16 protein-coding genes are annotated in these 16,325 nt (G+C 70.3%); 8 read left to right on the top strand and 8 right to left on the bottom strand.

Annotated features, from left to right (window positions below; genetic code table 11):
• Positions 1-19: 19 nt before the first annotated feature.
• The gene (locus NFU81_RS13615) at positions 20-1,609 is read left to right on the top strand and encodes an MFS transporter (protein ID WP_251489340.1); all 1,590 of its coding nucleotides are present in this window, start codon (positions 20-22) and stop codon (positions 1,607-1,609) included.
• A 66-nt stretch (positions 1,610-1,675) separates the two neighbouring features.
• On the opposite strand, the gene NFU81_RS13620 is transcribed toward NFU81_RS13615, so the two are convergent.
• Positions 1,676-2,458, bottom strand: coding sequence for a DUF5324 family protein (locus tag NFU81_RS13620; protein WP_251489342.1), 783 nt, complete (start codon positions 2,456-2,458; stop codon positions 1,676-1,678).
• A gap of 215 nt (positions 2,459-2,673) precedes the next feature.
• Between NFU81_RS13620 and NFU81_RS13625 the strand changes: the two genes are divergently transcribed.
• Entirely contained in the window at positions 2,674-3,204 is a 531-nt protein-coding gene (locus NFU81_RS13625) for a peptidylprolyl isomerase (RefSeq protein WP_251489344.1), read from the top strand.
• 91 nt (positions 3,205-3,295) lie between these two features.
• A complete protein-coding gene (locus NFU81_RS13630; protein WP_251489346.1) occupies positions 3,296-4,150 on the top strand; it encodes a rhomboid family intramembrane serine protease in 855 nt (284 codons plus the stop codon).
• Positions 4,151-4,433: 283 nt separating this feature from the next.
• Here the strand turns inward: NFU81_RS13630 and crgA are convergent, their stop codons facing one another.
• Positions 4,434-4,688 carry a cell division protein CrgA gene (gene crgA, locus NFU81_RS13635; protein WP_073496478.1) on the bottom strand — a complete coding sequence of 85 codons (255 nt, stop codon included), beginning with the start codon at positions 4,686-4,688 and terminating at the stop codon, positions 4,434-4,436.
• Between the two features lie 273 nt (positions 4,689-4,961).
• On the opposite strand from crgA, the gene NFU81_RS13640 reads away from it, so the two are divergent.
• The 5 genes from NFU81_RS13640 to NFU81_RS13660 all read left to right on the top strand — a co-directional run bounded on the left by NFU81_RS13640 (position 4,962) and on the right by NFU81_RS13660 (position 8,691).
• Positions 4,962-5,630 (top strand): DUF881 domain-containing protein, encoded by a 669-nt coding sequence (locus NFU81_RS13640; RefSeq protein WP_422665195.1) that lies wholly within the window; start codon positions 4,962-4,964, stop codon positions 5,628-5,630.
• 132 nt (positions 5,631-5,762) lie between these two features.
• Positions 5,763-5,939, top strand: coding sequence for a hypothetical protein (locus tag NFU81_RS13645; RefSeq protein WP_251489348.1), 177 nt, complete (start codon positions 5,763-5,765; stop codon positions 5,937-5,939).
• The gene (locus NFU81_RS13650; RefSeq protein WP_251489350.1) at positions 5,936-6,574 is read left to right on the top strand and encodes an aminodeoxychorismate/anthranilate synthase component II; all 639 of its coding nucleotides are present in this window, start codon (positions 5,936-5,938) and stop codon (positions 6,572-6,574) included. Before NFU81_RS13645 ends, NFU81_RS13650 begins: the two co-directional genes overlap by 4 nt.
• Positions 6,571-7,902: a class E sortase gene (locus NFU81_RS13655; protein WP_251489352.1), complete on the top strand. Its 1,332-nt coding sequence runs from the start codon at positions 6,571-6,573 to the stop codon at positions 7,900-7,902. Before NFU81_RS13650 ends, NFU81_RS13655 begins: the two co-directional genes overlap by 4 nt.
• A 75-nt stretch (positions 7,903-7,977) precedes the next feature.
• Positions 7,978-8,691 (top strand): class E sortase, encoded by a 714-nt coding sequence (locus NFU81_RS13660; RefSeq protein ID WP_251489354.1) that lies wholly within the window; start codon positions 7,978-7,980, stop codon positions 8,689-8,691.
• Between the two features lie 42 nt (positions 8,692-8,733).
• Here the strand turns inward: NFU81_RS13660 and pknB are convergent, their stop codons facing one another.
• From pknB to NFU81_RS13690, 6 genes are all read right to left on the bottom strand, one after another.
• Positions 8,734-10,716, bottom strand: coding sequence for a Stk1 family PASTA domain-containing Ser/Thr kinase (gene pknB, locus NFU81_RS13665; protein WP_251489355.1), 1,983 nt, complete (start codon positions 10,714-10,716; stop codon positions 8,734-8,736).
• A gap of 211 nt (positions 10,717-10,927) precedes the next feature.
• A complete protein-coding gene (locus tag NFU81_RS13670) occupies positions 10,928-12,388 on the bottom strand; it encodes a peptidoglycan D,D-transpeptidase FtsI family protein (protein ID WP_251489357.1) in 1,461 nt (486 codons plus the stop codon).
• The gene (locus tag NFU81_RS13675; protein ID WP_251489359.1) at positions 12,385-13,767 is read right to left on the bottom strand and encodes an FtsW/RodA/SpoVE family cell cycle protein; all 1,383 of its coding nucleotides are present in this window, start codon (positions 13,765-13,767) and stop codon (positions 12,385-12,387) included. Before NFU81_RS13675 ends, NFU81_RS13670 begins: the two co-directional genes overlap by 4 nt.
• Positions 13,768-13,789: 22 nt before the next feature.
• On the bottom strand, positions 13,790-15,382 hold the full coding sequence (locus NFU81_RS13680; RefSeq protein ID WP_251489388.1) for a Stp1/IreP family PP2C-type Ser/Thr phosphatase: 1,593 nt from the start codon (positions 15,380-15,382) through the stop codon (positions 13,790-13,792).
• 57 nt (positions 15,383-15,439) lie between these two features.
• Entirely contained in the window at positions 15,440-15,964 is a 525-nt protein-coding gene (locus tag NFU81_RS13685) for an FHA domain-containing protein FhaB/FipA (RefSeq protein WP_251489361.1), read from the bottom strand.
• Positions 15,965-15,974: 10 nt separating this feature from the next.
• Positions 15,975-16,325 (bottom strand): FHA domain-containing protein (locus tag NFU81_RS13690; protein ID WP_251489363.1); only part of this gene is annotated, 351 nt, incomplete at its 5' end.

The following is a 16,325-nucleotide window of genomic DNA, read 5'->3' on the forward strand; positions in this document are numbered from 1 at the left end:
CCCGCGCACGCTGCTCCGCATGACGACGACAACCAAGCACGACACGACCGGCGGGACGGCCGGCGGGCAGAACGGGCGGCGCTGGGCCGTCCTCGCCATCTGCAGCGTGGCCTCCGCGCTGCTGGGCATCGACAACAGCGTCCTGAACTACGCGGTCCCCTCGCTGTCCGCACAGCTCGCCCCGTCCGCCACCCAGCTGCTGTGGATCGTGGACGTCTACGGCTTCGTGCTGGGCGGCCTGCTGATCGTCGCGGGCAACATCGGCGACCGCATCGGGCGCAAGAAGCTGCTGCTGCTCGGTGTGGCGGGCTTCGGCGTCGCCTCCGCGGTCAGCGCCTACGCCGACAGCCCCGCCACGCTGATCGCCGCCCGGGCGCTGCTCGGACTCGCCGGCGCGACCATCATGCCGTCGACGCTGTCACTGGTGCGGGCCTCCTTCACCGACCCCAAGGAGCGCACCACCGCCGTCGGCATCAGCGGCGGCGTCGGGGCGGCCAGCTTCGCGCTCGGCCCGGTGGTCGGCGGGCTGCTGCTCGACCACTTCTGGTGGGGCTCGGTCTTCCTGGTCAATGTGCCGGTGATGGCCCTGGTCCTGGTGGCCGGTGCGGTGGTCCTGCCGGAGACCCGCAACCCGCGGCCGGGCCGGCTGGACTGGATCAGCGTGCCGCTGTCGGTGCTCGGGATGTTCGGCGTGATCTACGCCATCAAGACGGCGGCGCGCGACGGCGTCGCGGAGCCCTCGGTGTGGATCGCCGCGGGCATCGGCGCCGCCCTGCTGGGCGTCTTCCTGCACCGCCAGACCACCCTGCAGGAGCCGCTGCTGGACCTGCGGCTCTTCCGCAACCGGGCCTTCTCGGGGGCGATCAGCGCCAACGTCGTGACGATGTTCGCCGCCTCGGTGCTGTCGCTGGGCTTCTCGCTGTACTTCCAGGTGGTCCGCGGCTGGTCGCCGCTGACCGCGGGGCTCGCGGTGCTGCCGGGTCCGCTGGCCGCCGCCGTGACCGCACCCGCGGCCGCCGGGCTGATCCCGCTCATCGGCCGGGCGCGTACGGTCGCGGCCGGGCTGTTCCTGATGGGGCTGAGCACCATGGGCCTGGGCCTGTCCACCCCGCACACCGCCTACTGGGCGCTGCTGCCGGTGGTGATCATCAACGGCGCGGGGCTGATGCTCACCTTCGCCGTCACCGCCGACACGATCCTGGCCAGCGCGCCCAGCACCAGGACCGGCGCCGCCGCGGCCATCTCGGAGACCGCGATGGAGCTGGGCGGTGCGCTCGGCATCGCCATCCTGGGCTCGGTGCTCAGCGCGTACTACCGCAGCGACCTGAAGCTGCCGGCCGGCCTGACGGCAGTGCAGCGGGGCGCGGCACGCGAGTCGGTCAGCGGCGGTGTGGAGACCGGGCTGCGCCTGCCGGGCGCGCTCGGGCGGCAGGTCGCCGACGCCGCCAGGCAGGGCTTCACCGACAGCCTGCACACCACGACCCTGATCGGGGGGTCGCTGATGGTGCTCGGCGCGGTCGCCGCGCTGATCACCCTCAAGGACGTGCCCGCGGTCCTGAACGACCCCGAGCCCGACGCCGAGCCGGTGCCGGCGCCCGCGGTGGGCTGACGGGGGAACGGCGTGGCGGCCCTGGGGTGCCGGCGGACATCCGCCGGCACCCCAGGGCTGAACGCGTCAGGCGCCGTCGCGGCGCGGGTCGTCGTCGGACTCGGTGGCCTCGGTGTCGCCGTCGCTGATGGGGGAGCCGTCGACGCGGTCGACGCGCCCACCCGAGCCGTTCACCGACGCGGGGGAGCCGTCGAGCGGGTCGACCACCGTCAGGGTGCTGGTGCCGCTGATCCGGTCGGCCGCCTCGTCCGGCTCGGTCGGCTCCGTCGGCTCCACCAGCCAGTCCGGGTTGGCCTGCTTGCTCCACCAGCGCCAGGCCGCGAAGGCGGCGCCGCCGACGATGCCGGCGAGCAGCACGCCGCGGAAGGCCCGGCCGGCTCGCTCCCGCCGGACCCGCCGGCGTACGAGCCGGTCGATCTCGGTTGCCGTCACCTGGCCGCGCAGCGCGTGCAGGGCGGCGGCGCCGCGCAGCAGGGCCTCGTTGGTCACCGGCACCGCGACCGCCCGGGTCGCCGCGACCGCGGAACCCACCCTGGGCGCCGTGTAGTCGGCCGCCGTCCTGGCCGTCTTCCGCGTCCTGCGGGCGGCGGTCTCCACAGCGACCGCGGTCTTCGGCGGCACGGCCGCCCACGCCTGCTCACGTGCCTGCCGCACCTGGGCGGCGAGCTTGGCGTCGTAGGTCTGTCTGGCGAGCGCGCCGGCCTGCTGAGCGTACGAACCGGCCTGCTGTGCGTAACGCGTTGCCTCATCCTTGGCCGTGCTCGCGTACGGCGCAGCCACCTCCGCGGCGTGCCGCACGCTGTCCTTCGTGATGTCGGCCGCGTTGCGCACGCTGTCGATGCGGGTCACAGGAACCTCCTCCTCGGTGGCGTACGGTTTTCGCCTTTCCATCCGGTTTGAAATCATGCCCGGCTGCACGACGTACGGCATGTGCGGACGGGCATACGGGTCAGTCGGCCCGGTTGCTGCGCAGTCCGTGTGGACGGAGGAGGGTGGAGGCCCGCACACCTGCCCGGGCCGTGCGAGGATCTGTGCCTGTCAGCGAAGACTATGGAAGGTAGACCGTGGCCGAGCAGCTCTACGCGACCCTGAAGACCACCCACGGCGACATCGTGATCCGGCTGCTGCCGAACCATGCCCCCAAGACGGTGGCCAACTTCGTCGGGCTCGCCGAGGGCACCCGCGAGTGGACCGACCCGCGTACCGGCAGCGCGACCCACGACCGGCTCTACGACGGCACGGTCTTCCACCGGGTCATCTCCGGCTTCATGATCCAGGGCGGCGACCCGCTGGGGAACGGCACCGGCGGCCCCGGCTACGAGTTCGCCGACGAGTTCCACCCGGACCTGGCCTTCGACAAGCCCTACCTGCTGGCGATGGCCAACGCGGGCCCCGGCACCAACGGCTCGCAGTTCTTCATCACGGTCGCTCCCACCACCTGGCTGACCCGCAAGCACACGATCTTCGGCGAGGTCGCGGACGACGCGAGCCGGAAGGTGGTGGACGCCATCATCAACAGCCCCGCCAACCCGCGGACCGACCGCCCGCTGGAGGACGTCGTGATCCAGTCGGTCGCCGTGGAGACCCGCGGCTGACGTAGTCTTCGGGAACACCGCGCCCCGCCCGCACGTCCAAGTGGGCGGGGCGTTCAGTTCGTCAGGGCGCCGTGACAGGGGAGTGCGTTTCATGGACCAGGCGGTCTGCTGCTACCGGCACCCGGACCGGGAGACCGGCATACGCTGCACGCGGTGCGACAAGCCGATCTGCCCCGAGTGCATGGTCAGTGCCTCGGTCGGCTTCCAGTGCCCGGACTGCGTCCGGCAGGGCTCGGGGCACATGCCCAGGCAGCGTACGGTGGCCGGCGGGGTGGTGGCGCACGACCCGTTCCTGATCACCAAGATCCTCATCGCGCTCAACGTCGTGGTCTTCGTGATCGAGCTGGCGGTCGGCACCCAGGTGGTGCGGGATCTCGGGCTCTACGCGGCCTGCACCCCCAAGCAGTTCCCTCCCCAGCAGTGCATCGGGGTCGCCGACGGCGAGTGGTACCGGGTCATCACCTCGGCCTTCCTGCACGACCGCAGCAACTTCGCCCACATCGGCTTCAACATGCTGTCGCTGTGGTGGATCGGCGGGCCGCTGGAACGGCTGCTCGGCCGCAGCCGCTACATCGCGATCTACCTGATCTCGGCGCTGGCCGGCAGTGCCGCTGTGCTGCTGATCGCCCCGGACTCGCTGACCCTCGGCGCCTCCGGCGCGATCTTCGGGCTGTTCGGCGCCACTGCGGTCTTCATGCGGCGGCTGCGCTACGACATGCGGCCGATCCTGATCCTGCTGGTGCTCAACGTCGTGTTCAGCTTCACCTGGCCGAACGTCAGCTGGCAGGCGCACATGGGCGGCCTCGTGGCGGGAACGGCGGTGGCCATAGCGATGGCGTACGCACCGCGCGAGCGCCGCGACGCCGTGCAGTGGGGGACGGCCGCGGGAGTCCTGGTGCTGGCGATCGTCCTCAGCGTCGTCGCTGTGGCGCAGGTCACGTCCTGAGGCCCGTGACCGCTGGCGTTGATCACACGTTATCCACAGCGGGTAGGGAATCCAGTGCGAGTTGTGCACAGTCGAGATGTGCACAGCCACGCGGAGGGTCGCGCATCCGGGTTGTCCCGGTTTTCCCGGCAAGATCAGTACAGTTCGGCGTCCGGACAGCAAACGACCGGTGGCCGTCGGTCCTGGCCACCGGTCGTACCGGCGTCAACCTCGTAGAGGTTATCCACAGATCTTCCGACCTTTTCCCCACTGTGGATAACCATGTGGACAACTGTGTGGACAACTACTTCCACTGCGTCGAGACGACGAACCCGCCCGCGATGAATCCGAAGCCCACCACGATGTTCCAGTTGCCGAACGCGTCCACCGGCAGACTGCCCTGCGTGACGTAGAACAGCACGATCCAGGCGAGGCCGACGATGAAGAACGCCAGCATCAGCGGGGCCACCCAATTGCGGCCGCCGAGCTTTATGGCGGTGGCGGCCTTCGCCGGGGGCGGGGTGAAGTCGGCCTTCTTGCGGATCCGTGACTTCGGCACGAGGGAGTCTCCTGTCGATGCGCTGCGTAACCGCGGCGGATGTGCGGGGCGGTCTGGCGGATAGGGGGGTGGCGGTCCGTTGCCGGCGAGGGGCGCTGCCGCCGCCGGGCGTCCGTTAGCGTAGTGCTTCCTCTGGTTGTAAGGAGACAGCGTACGGTGGCGACGGATTCCGGTGGAAGCGCACCCACCCCCTCCCCCCGTGCTGTCTCCCGCACCGTAGCGCTGCGAGTGCTCAGTGCGGGAGTCTTCGCGCTGGCTGGACTGATCTTCTGGATGAGTTTCGACACCGCCAAGGGCGTGGACATCCGCAGTGACGACCCGCTGCCGAAGCTGTCCGACACCATTCGCACCAAGAACACCCGCAATGGCCAGCTGGAGAACCAGCTCACCGGCGTCCGGGACGACGTCGACCGGCTGACCCGGCAGGGCAGCGGCCTCAGCGCCGCCGAGCAGGCCAGGGTCGACGCCCTGAACAGGGCCGCGGGCACCGACCCGCTCACCGGACCCTCGATCGAGGTCACCCTCAACGACGCCCCGCCGAACGCCACCCCCCTGGTCCCCGGCGTCCCCGACCCGCAGCCCAACGACCTGGTCATCCACCAGCAGGACCTGCAGGCCGTGGTGAACGCCCTGTGGCAGGGCGGCGCCCAGGGCATCCGGGTGATGGACCAGCGGCTGATCTCCACCAGCGCGGTCCGCTGCGTCGGCAACACCCTGATCCTCCAGGGCCGCGTCTACTCGCCGCCCTACCGGATCACCGCAGTGGGTGATCAGGCGAAACTGCGTCAGGCGCTGAACGACAGCCCGGCGATCCAGAACTACCTGCAGTATGTGACGGCGTACGGCCTGGGCTGGAAGGTCGCCGCCGCGAAGAAGACCACCCTTCCCGGCTACACCGGCTCGACCGCGCTGACCTATGCGCAACCTGTGAGCCGGCCCTGAGACGGGGCCGGGCGGACGCCACCGAACTGACGGACGCCCAGGTGAAGCCATGACGAAGCTTTGTCCGGCTACCAACCCACTCCGGGCGATCTCCCCTTACTCTGTTGCGGGGAGCGGAAGGAAGGGACCGTGATGTACGGCTGGATCTGGCGGCATCTGCCGGGCAACGCATGGGTGAGGGCGCTGATCTCCCTCGTGCTGGCCCTGATCGTCGTCTACATCCTCTTCCAGTACGTCTTCCCCTGGGCGGAGCCGCTGCTGCCGTTCAATGACGTGACAGTCGACAACGGGATGGCCGCAGTCCGATGAGCGCTCGCATTCTCGTGGTCGACAACTACGACAGCTTCGTCTTCAACCTCGTGCAGTACCTCTACCAGCTCGGTGCCGAGTGCGAGGTGCTGCGCAACGACGAGGTGCGGCCGGAGCACGCGCAGGACGGCTTCGACGGGGTGCTGCTCTCCCCCGGCCCCGGCACTCCGGAGGAGGCGGGGGTGTGCGTCGAGATGGTGCGGCACTGCGCGGAAACCGCGGTGCCCGTCTTCGGCGTCTGTCTGGGAGTGCAGTCGATCGCGGTGGCCTACGGCGGAGTCGTCGACCGGGCGCCCGAGCTGCTGCACGGCAAGACCTCACTGGTGGCACACGAAGGGGTCGGCGTCTTCGCCGGGCTGCCGACGCCGTTCACCGCCACGCGGTACCACTCGCTCGCCGTGGAGGGCAGCACCCTTCCGGACGAACTGCAGGTCACCGCGTGGACGGAGAACGGCATCATCATGGGGCTCCGGCACCGGGAAGCGGCCGTGGAGGGCGTGCAGTTCCATCCCGAGTCGGTGCTCACCGAATGGGGGCACAAGATGCTGGCGAACTGGCTCGCCGACTGCGGTGACGACGCCGCGCGGGACCGGTCGCACGGACTCGCACCGGTCGTCGGGAGGGCGGGGGCGTGACCACGCTCCGCCCGGAGCGCCACACGGACGGCCCGATGTCGTACGAGAACACCGGGCAGTTCAAAGCTGTTGTCGAGCAGCTGCACGACCCCCTGAACGACCCGCTGCCCGGCCGCCCTCCCGCGGTACCGGAGGCGGACCACCCGCAGCAGCCCTACCCCGAGCAGGCCCTCGCCGACCAGGCCTTCACGGCGCCGCGCCCCGCCGAGCCGGCCTTTCCCGAGCCGGTGTTCAGCGAGCCGGTCTTCTCCGACCCGGCCTTCACAGAAGCCGACTTCGCCGAGCCCGCGGTGTCCCCGTGGTTCCGCGCCCCCGAGCGTGACGAGCAGCCGCCGGTGGCCGAGGAGCCCGACGCACCCGACCCGGCCCCCGCCCCCGACATGGCGCAGACCGCCCGGATGCCAGTCGTGGAGCCCGCCGAGGACGCCGGCGCCCCCGAGGACGTACCGTCGCTCGCACCGCCCGCCTCGCCGTCGGACGGGGGGCGGGCCGCCAGGCGCAAGGCCGCGCGGCAGGGCGGCGGCGGGCACCGGGCCGGCGGGCGGGGCCAGAGCGGCCCCGTAAACGGCCCAGGAGCCGCCCAGGAGGCCGCCTCGGCCCCGCGGAGCCGGATGGAGGCACGCCGGGCCGCCAAGGCCGCCAAGGACAGCCCCGCGGTCGTCGCGAGCCGCATCATCGGCGAGCTGTTCATCACCACCGGCGTCCTGATGCTGCTGTTCGTCACCTACCAGCTGTGGTGGACCAACGTCCGCGCCCACCAGCAGGCCAACGGCGCCGCGAACAGCCTCCAGCACCAGTGGGACACCAGCACGGCAGACCCGAACCGGGTGCCGGGCACCTTCTCGCCCGGGCAGGGCTTCGCGATCATGTACATTCCCTCGCTGGACGTCAAGGCGCCCATCGCGCAGGGCGTCTCCAAGCACGACGTGCTCGACAAGGGCATGATCGGCCACTACGACGGCGCCCTGAACACGGCGATGCCCTGGGACAAGACCGGCAACTTCGCCGTCGCCGCGCACCGCAACACCCACGGCGAGCCCTTCCGCTACATCAACCACCTGGTGCCGGGCGACAAGGTGGTGGTCGAGACGGCAACCGAGTACTACACCTACGAGATCACCAGCTCGCTGGCGTCCACGCCGCCGGCCAACACCAGCGTGCTCAGGCCCGTGCCGACCGGATCGGGCTTCACGGGGCCCGGCCGCTACCTCACCCTCACCACCTGCACCCCCGAATTCACCAGCACCAACCGGCTGATCGTGTGGGGCAAGCTGGTCGAGGAACGACCGCGCAGCAAGGGCAAGCCCGACGCGCTGGTCAGCGGCTGACGCACCCGCCGCATTCACCCTGGCACCGCAGGTGCCGTCAGACGTGCCACCGCACCGGACAGAGAGCCGAACAGCGTGACGACCAGCAAGCCCAGCGGGCGGCGCAGGGCCGCCTCCGTCATCAGCGTCATCGGTGAGGTGCTCATCACCGCGGGTCTCGTCCTGGCCCTCTTCGTCGTCTACTCGCTGTGGTGGACCAACGTGCTGGCCGACCGGCACGCCGCCAAGGCGAGCGAGAAGGTGCGCCAGCAGTGGGCCGCAGGTCCGACCGGGACCGGCAAACAGGCCGCGCGCGGCCTGGACACCAAGGACGGCATCGGCTTCCTGCACGTCCCGGCGATGGGTAAGAACTTCCAGGTGCTGGTCAAGAAGGGCACCTCGACCAGCGTCCTCAACGAGGGTGTCGCCGGCTACTACACCGACCCCACCCCCGCGGCGATGCCCTGGGAAAAGACCGGCAACTTCACCCTCGCCGCGCACCGCGACGGCCACGGCGCGAAGTTCCACGACATCAACAAGATCCACACCGGCGACCCGGTCGTCTTCGAGTCCAAGGACACCTGGTACGTCTACAAGGTCTACAAGGTCCTCGACCAGACCTCGAAGTACGACGTCGCCGTGACCGACCAGATCCCGCAGGAGTCGGGGGTGAAGAAGCCGGGGCGCTACATCACCCTGACGACCTGCACCCCGGTCTACACCTCGCGCTACCGCTACGTCGTGTGGGGCGAGCTGGTCCGCACCCAGAAGGTCGACGCACAGCGAACGCCGCCGCCCGAACTGAGGTAGTCCGGACGGCGGCGTTCGTCGCTGCTGGTGGGGGCGGGGCGGCTACTGGCCGCCGCCGGGATTCGCGGCGGTCTGCAGCTGGATCTGCTCGCCCTGCGTCAGCGGGGCACCCTCGCCGGGGGTGCTGCCGATGACCCAGGAGTTGCGGTCCTCGGGGCCGCCGTTGACCACCACGACGCTCAGACCGAGGTTCATCCCGTTCAGCTGGTCCTGGACCTCGCCGAGCTTGCGGAACTGCACCCTGGGCATCGACTGGCCCTGGGGCGGGTCCTGCGTCATGGGCGGCCCGGTGGAGATGACCAGGTTGATCGGGTCGTCCTTGGCCGCCGACGTGCCGCCGGGCGGGTTCTGGCTCATGACCGTGCCCGCCGGGGCGCTTCCGTCCTGCGACACGTCGGAGGTGGTGGTGATGTTGGTGAAGCCGTCCTGGTGGAGGCGGTCGAGCGCGGCCTGCTTGGTGTAGCCCTTGACGTCCGTGACGTCGATCTTCTCGGGCTCGACCGTGACCTTGAGGGTGATGACCGTGCCCTTGGGCTGCTTGGAGCCGGCCCCCGGGTCCTGTCCGACGACGATGCCCGGGTCCTTGGTGGCCGAGACCTGGTCCACCTTCTTCACGTCGAAGCCGGCGCTCCGCAGCTCCGCCTCGGCGTCCGCGACCTTGTCGTTCTTCACGTCGGGCACCGGGATCGGCGCGGCACCCTTCGACAGGATCACGGTGACCGTCTTGTCGGACGGGAGCGCGGTGTCGGCGGCCGGGGTCTGCTTGCAGACCAGGTCCTTGTCGATCCCGTCGCAGAACTCCGGTGCGCCCTTGACGACCTTGAGGTCGATGTTCCCCGCGGTCGTCGTCGCCTCGTCGTAGGACTTGCCGACGAAGTCCGGCACCTTGGCGTCGTTGTTCGCGCCGTGGCCGCTGAAGATCGACTTGCCCAGGAAGATCGCACCGATCAGCACCAGGACGCCGGCGACGACCAGCAGCACGGTGGACGCGCTGCCGCCCTTCTTCTGCCTGCGGCGGTCCGGCCGGTCGTCGTAGCCGTAGCCGCCGTCGTCCTCGCGGGACGGCGGCAGCATCGAGGTGTGCGGGTCGGACTGCTGCGGCAGCGCCGTGGTGGCGGCGGTGTCCGGGTAGCCGTGCGGGTAGCCGTAGCCCGCCGCGCCCATGGCGACGGCCGCGGCGACCGGCTGGCCGTCGAGCGCCGCCTCGATGTCGGCGCGCATGTCGTCGGCCGACTGGTAGCGGTAGTCCGGGTCCTTGGTCAGCGCCTTGAGGACGATCGCGTCCATCGCCGGTGTGACCTCGGGGTCGAAGATCGACGGCGGCTGCGGGTCCTCGCGCACGTGCTGGTAGGCCACCGCCACGGGCGAGTCGCCGACGAAGGGCGGCCGCACGGTCAGCAGCTCGTAGAGCAGGCAGCCGGTGCTGTACAGGTCGGAGCGCGCGTCGACCTGCTCGCCCTTGGCCTGCTCGGGCGACAGGTACTGCGCGGTGCCGATGACCGCGGCGGTCTGCGTCATGGTCATGCCGGAGTCGCCCATCGCACGGGCGATGCCGAAGTCCATGACCTTGACCTGGCCGGTGCGGGTCAGCATGACGTTGGCCGGCTTGATGTCGCGGTGGACGATGCCCGCCCGGTGGCTGTACTCCAGCGCCTGGAGGATGCCGACGGTCATCTCCATGGCCCGCTCGGGCAGCAGCTTGCGCCCGGAGTGCAGCAGCTCGCGCAGGGTCGAGCCGTCGACGTACTCCATCACGATGTACGGGATCGAGATGCCGTCGACGTAGTCCTCGCCGGTGTCGTACACGGCGACGATCGAGGGGTGGTTGAGCGAGGCGGCCGACTGGGCCTCCCGGCGGAAACGGGCCTGGAAGGACGGATCGCGGGCAAGGTCCACCCGCAGCGTCTTCACAGCGACGGTACGGCCGAGGCGGGTGTCATGCGCGAGGTACACCTCGGCCATGCCACCGCGGCCGAGCACCGAGCCCAGCTCGTACCGGCCGCCGAGGCGACGCGGCTCTTCCATAGCTCTGCCCTCTCCTCAAACCCGTATCTTGACGTTCACGACCTGAATCCCATCAACCCAAGACCTACGCCTGCACGGAGCTACGGTACCGGGCGTTCCCGGCCGATCCGTGCCCTGGACGTCCGCCGATACCCGACCGGTATGTGGCCGGGCGCCACGACGCGCGTGACATTCGTCTCGCCCGGAGCGCCGGGCGGCGTCACCGCGCCGGTCACTTGTCGAGCACCGCTTCCATGACGGCCTTGGCGATCGGGGCCGCCAGGCCGCCGCCGCTGATGTCCTCGCGGTTGGCCGAGCCGTCCTCGACGACCACGGCCACCGCGACCGGCGAGCCCTGGTCGGTCATGGCGTAGGAGACGAACCAGGCGTAGGGCGCCTTGTCGTTGTTGACGCCGTGCTGCGCGGTACCGGTCTTGCCGCCGACCTTGACGCCCGGGATCCTGGCGTTCTTGCCGGTGCCTTCCGTGACGACCGTCTCCATCATCGACTGCAGCTTCTGCGCGTTCTCCGGCGTCAGCGGCTTGCTCAGCTCCGTGGGGTCGGTCTGCGAGATGGTGCTCAGATTGGGCGCCACCAGCTTCGCGACCTCGTAGGGCTGCATCAGCACCCCGTTGTTGGCGATCGCCGAGGCGACCATGGCCATCTGCAGCGGGGTGGCCGCGGTGTCGAACTGGCCGATCGAGGACTGGGCGACCTGGTCGGGGCTCATCTTGGTGTCGAAGTTGCTCGCGTCGGCGCGGACGGGGACGAGCTGCTCCTTGTTGAAGCCGAACTTCTCCGCCTCGTCGACCATGCCCTTGAGCCCGATGTCGGCGCCGAGCTTGCCGAAGACGGTGTTGCAGGACTGCCGCAGCGCATTGCGCAGTGTGGCGTCCTTGCACTGGATGTGGCCCTCGTTCTTCAGCGGCACCGTGGTGCCGGGCAGGGTGTACGGGACGGGCGACGTCGTCTTGGCGTCGACGTCGGTCACCTTGCCCGACTCCAGTGCCGCGGCCGCCGTGACCAGCTTGAACGTCGAACCGGGCGGGTAGGTCTGGCGCAGCGCCCGGTTCAGGGACGGGTCGTCCGGATCGTTCTTCTTGTCCAGCGCGATCCAGTTCTTCTCGTCGGTGTTGGAGTAGCCCGCGATGCCCGACGGGTCGTACGACGGGGTGCTCGCCATGGCGAGGATCGCCCCGGTGCCCGGGTCCAGCGCGACGACGGCGCCCTTCTTGTTGCCGAGCCCGTCGTAGGCGGCCTTCTGCGCCTTGGCGTTCAGCGTGGTCACCACGTTGCCGCCCTGCCGCTGCTTGCCGGTCAGCAGGTCGATGGTGCGGTTGAAGAACAGCCGGTCGTCGCTGCCGGTGAGGATCTTGTCCTCGACGCCCTCCAGCATGGTCGTGCCGTACGCCTGCGAGGCGTGGCCGGTCACCGGCGCCCACATCGCACCGTCGGTGTAGGTGCGCTTGTACTTGAAGTCGCTGCCGTTGGTCTCGGTGTGGCCGGTCACGGCCTTGCCGTCGACGATGATGTCGCCGCGCGGCTGGGCGTACTGGTTGATCGCGACCCGGCGGTTGTGCACGTCGTTCTGCAGCTGGTCGGCCTGCACGAACTGCACGTAGTTGACGCGCACCAGCAGGGCGAGGACGAGGAGACCGCAGAAGACCGCGACCCGTCGTAGCGGCTTGTTCACTGGTTACGCACCACCTGGGTCGCTTCGGCGTCGGGGGACGGGGCGGGGCTCGGGGCCGGCCGCCGTGCGGTGTCGCTGATCCGCAGCAGGATCGCGACCAGTGCCCAGTTGGCGATCACGGAGGAACCGCCCTGGGCGAGGAAAGGCATGGTCATACCGGTCAGCGGGATGAGCCCGGTGACGCCGCCCGCGACGACGAACACCTGCAGGGCCAGGCCGCCGGACAGGCCGACGGCGAGCAGCTTGCCGAACGGGTCGCGGGCGGCCAGCGCGGTGCGCATGCCCCGCTCGATCAGCAGCCCGTAGAGCAGCAGGACGGCCATCAGGCCCGCAAGGCCCAGCTCCTCGCCGACCGTGGCGAGGATGTAGTCGCTCTTGGAGCCGATGCCGCCGATCAGCCGGCTGTAGCCCTCGCCGAGTCCTGAGCCGAACAGCCCGCCGGATCCGAAGGCGTAGCGGGACTGGGCGGTCTCGGTCACCGCGCCGTGCTCCAGCGCGAGCGGGTGCAGCCAGTTGGTGACGCGGACCTTGACGTGCGGCTCGGTGGAGGCGACGGCGACCGCGCCGGCCGCGCTGAGCAGCAGGCCGAAGACGATCCAGCTGGTCCGCTCGGTGGCCACGTAGAGCATGATCACGAACAGGCCGAAGAAGAGCAGCGAGGTGCCCAGGTCGGTCTCGAAGACCAGGATCATCAGGCTGAGCGCCCAGATCACCAGGATCGGGCCGAGGTCGCGGCCGCGCGGCAGGTACAGGCCCATCACCCGGCGGCTGGCCAGCGCGAGGGCGTCCCGCTTGACCATCAGGTAGCCGGCGAAGAACACCGCGATGATGATCTTGGCGAACTCGCCGGGCTGCAGGGAGCCGATGCCGGGCAGCGTGATCCAGATCCGGGCGCCGTAGACGGCGGGGAAGAAGACCGGCGCGATCAGCAGCGCCAGCGCCACCACCATCGAGATGTAGGTGTAGCGCTGCAGGATGCGGTGGTCCTTGAGGAAGACCATCACGACGATGAACAGCGCCACGCCGACCGTGGACCACATCAGCTGCTTGGGCGCCATCGCGGTGCCCAGGCTCGGCTCCTGGTCCAGCCGCCAGATCAGCACCAGGCCCAGCCCGTTGAGCAGCGTCGCGATCGGCAGCATCAGCGGGTCGGCGTACGGGGCGAACTTGCGCACCAGCAGATGGGCCACCGCGGCCAGCAGGCCGAGCCCCACCCCGTAACCGAGCAGCCCGGCAGGGACCGAGTCGTTCTTGGCCAGGCCGACGTTCGCATAGGCGAACACCGGGATGGCGACCGCGAAGACCAGCAGGGCCAGTTCGGTGTTGCGGCGGTTGGGAGCGCCGATCGAGGTGATGGTGGTGGTGTTGCTGGCGCTCATGACGAGCCGACCCCTCCTGGTGTTACGGCTGGCCCGAGGTGCAGTTCGCGGCCAGCTTCTGCTCGTCCTGCGTCAGCGCCGGTGTCGGTGCGGTGGTCGGTGCGGTGGTCGGTGCGGTGGTCGGTGCGGTGGTCTTCTGCGGCGTGGGGGTCCCCGTCGGGGTGGTGGTGGGCTTGGGAGTCGCCTTGCCGACCGGGCCGCTGGCGGAGCCGCCGCCGGCCGTCGGCAGCTGGGTCTGGCCCTTCTTCGCCTTCGCGAGGGCGGCGTCGGTGACCTTCTTGCACACCGCTGCCTGCCGGGCGAGCTCGTCGGCCTTGTCGTTGGCCTGGCCGAGGCTGCTGAGCGCGATGGTGCTCTGGACCTTGTCGCGCTGGTACGACGGCAGGTACTTGAGTTCGATATCGGTGCGGTCCTTGTGCACCTTCGACAGGTTGATCCAGGCCAGCTTCTGGTCGATGCCCTGGTAGACGGCGACGTGGTCGTCCTTGGCCCCGACGTAGTACTGCGTCTGCGTCCACCGGTACCCGGCGTAGAGGCCGCCGCCCACGACGGCGAGCGCGACGACGCCGACCAGGGTGCGCTTGGGCCACTTGCGGGTCTTCTCCGGCTTGGTGAAGTCGGCGTCGTCGTGGCTGCCGAAGCTGCCCAGCGGAGCGCCGGCGGCGCCCGGGACCGGGTCGCCGCTGCCGGGCGGGCCGAAGGCGCCGGCCGGACCCGCCTGCTGCGGGGCGCGGCCCAGCTCGGACGCGCGGCCGGCCGGGGTCTGCAGGTGGCGGGCGTCGCTGAGCGGCAGCTGTGTGTCGGCGACCGCGCCGACCACCACGGGGGTGTCGTTGAGCTGCGCCGCGAGCGTGTCGCCGTCGTCGGTGTCCAGGACGTCGGCGACGATGCAGGTGATGTTGTCGGGGCCGCCGCCGCGCAGCGCGAGCTGGATCAGCTCCTGCACGGTCTCGTGCGGTGCCTGGTAGCCGGCCAGGGTGTCTTCGAGCGTCTGGTGGCTGACCACACCCGACAGGCCGTCGGAACAGATCAGATAGCGGTCGCCGACCCGGACCTCGCGGATGGACAGGTCGGGCTCGACCCGCTCGCCACTGCCCAGCGCGCGCATCAGCAGGGAGCGCTGCGGGTGGGTGGTGGCCTCCTCCTCGGTGATCCGGCCCTCGTCCACCAGCCGCTGCACCCAGGTGTGGTCCTGGGTGATCTGGGTGAGGACGCCGTCGCGCAGCAGATAGGCGCGCGAGTCGCCGACATGCACCAGGCCGAGCCGCTGGCCCGTCCACAGCAGGGCGGTCAGCGTGGTGCCCATGCCCTCCAGCTGCGGGTCCTCCTGGACCATCTGCAGCAACTGGTCGTTGGCGCGCTGCACGGCCGTACCCAGCGACGTGAGGATGTCGGAACCGGGAATGTCGTCGTCAAGCGTGACAATGGTGGAGATCACCTCGGAGGAGGCGACCTCACCGGCGGCCTGGCCGCCCATGCCGTCGGCGATCGCGAGCAGACGCGGGCCGGCATAGCCGGAGTCCTCGTTCCCCTCGCGGATCATGCCCTTGTGCGAACCGGCGGCGAAACGCAGGCTCAGAGACATGCGCACCTCCCCCGTCGGCTCCGGGTACATCCGCACGCTGCCCACCCTCTCGCTCGCGCGTCGTGGCTCCGCTCGCCCATTGTGCGACTACTTCCGCAGCTCGATGACGGTCTTGCCGATGCGGATCGGCGCACCCAGCGGGACCGGCGTCGGCGTGGTCAGCCGGTTCCGGTCGAGATAGGTGCCGTTCGTGGAACCCAGGTCCTCGACGATCCACTGGCCGTCGCGGTCCGGGTAGATCCTGGCATGCCGGCTGGACGCGTAGTCGTCATCGAGGACAATCGTCGAGTCATGCGCCCGGCCCAGCGTGATGGTCTGGCCCTGCAGCGCCACGGTGGTGCCCGCCAGCGAGCCCTCGGAGACCACCAGTTTGGTGGGGGCGCCCCGGCGCTGGCGGCTGTTCTGCGCCGGCTGCTGGGCACGCCTGTCCTGCGCCGCGGCCTGTTGGCGCTGCTGCGGCGGGCGGGCCGCCGTCTCGGCGCGGCGCCCGGCGCGCTGGGTCACCCGGGTCCCGAAAAGGTCGCTGCGGATGACCTGCACCGCGACGATCACGAACAGCCACAGAACGGCGAGGAAACCCAACCGCATGACCGTCAGGGTCAGCTCTGACATTGGCCCCGCTTCACCCTTCGGCTTGCCGGTAGACGATGGTCGTGCTCCCCACGACAATGCGGGAGCCGTCGCGGAGCGTAGCGCGCTGGGTGTGCTGCCCGTCCACCACGATGCCGTTTGTCGACCCGAGATCCTGCACCAGGGACGGGGTACCGACCCGGATCTCGCAGTGTTTGCGTGATACGCCCGGGTCGTCCACCCGGACGTCCGCCTCGGTGGAGCGCCCCAGGACGAGAGAGCCCCGGGTGATCTGGTGCCGGGTGCCGTTGATCTCGATCCAGCGCCGGGTGCCGGCCGCGGCCGAGCCCGCCGGGACGCCCGTTCCCGGCAGCCGGGTGACCGGCGCGGGCGGGCGCCCGCC

This window comes from Actinacidiphila cocklensis (assembly GCF_907177275.1).
Taxonomy (GTDB): domain Bacteria; phylum Actinomycetota; class Actinomycetes; order Streptomycetales; family Streptomycetaceae; genus Actinacidiphila; species Actinacidiphila cocklensis.

What these genes read in the sequence shown, in the direction of transcription:
- NFU81_RS13615 (WP_251489340.1), top strand. Translation starts at nt 20, where the DNA reads ATGACGACGACAACCAAGCACGACACGACCGGCGGGACGGCCGGCGGG.
- NFU81_RS13630 (WP_251489346.1), top strand. Translation starts at nt 3,296, where the DNA reads ATGGACCAGGCGGTCTGCTGCTACCGGCACCCGGACCGGGAGACCGGC.
- NFU81_RS13640 (WP_422665195.1), top strand. Translation starts at nt 4,962, where the DNA reads ATGAGTTTCGACACCGCCAAGGGCGTGGACATCCGCAGTGACGACCCG.
- NFU81_RS13645 (WP_251489348.1), top strand. Translation starts at nt 5,763, where the DNA reads ATGTACGGCTGGATCTGGCGGCATCTGCCGGGCAACGCATGGGTGAGG.
- NFU81_RS13650 (WP_251489350.1), top strand. Translation starts at nt 5,936, where the DNA reads ATGAGCGCTCGCATTCTCGTGGTCGACAACTACGACAGCTTCGTCTTC.
- pknB (WP_251489355.1), bottom strand. Translation starts at nt 10,716, where the DNA reads ATGGAAGAGCCGCGTCGCCTCGGCGGCCGGTACGAGCTGGGCTCGGTG.
- NFU81_RS13675 (WP_251489359.1), bottom strand. Translation starts at nt 13,767, where the DNA reads ATGAGCGCCAGCAACACCACCACCATCACCTCGATCGGCGCTCCCAAC.
- NFU81_RS13680 (WP_251489388.1), bottom strand. Translation starts at nt 15,382, where the DNA reads ATGTACCCGGAGCCGACGGGGGAGGTGCGCATGTCTCTGAGCCTGCGT.
- NFU81_RS13685 (WP_251489361.1), bottom strand. Translation starts at nt 15,964, where the DNA reads ATGTCAGAGCTGACCCTGACGGTCATGCGGTTGGGTTTCCTCGCCGTT.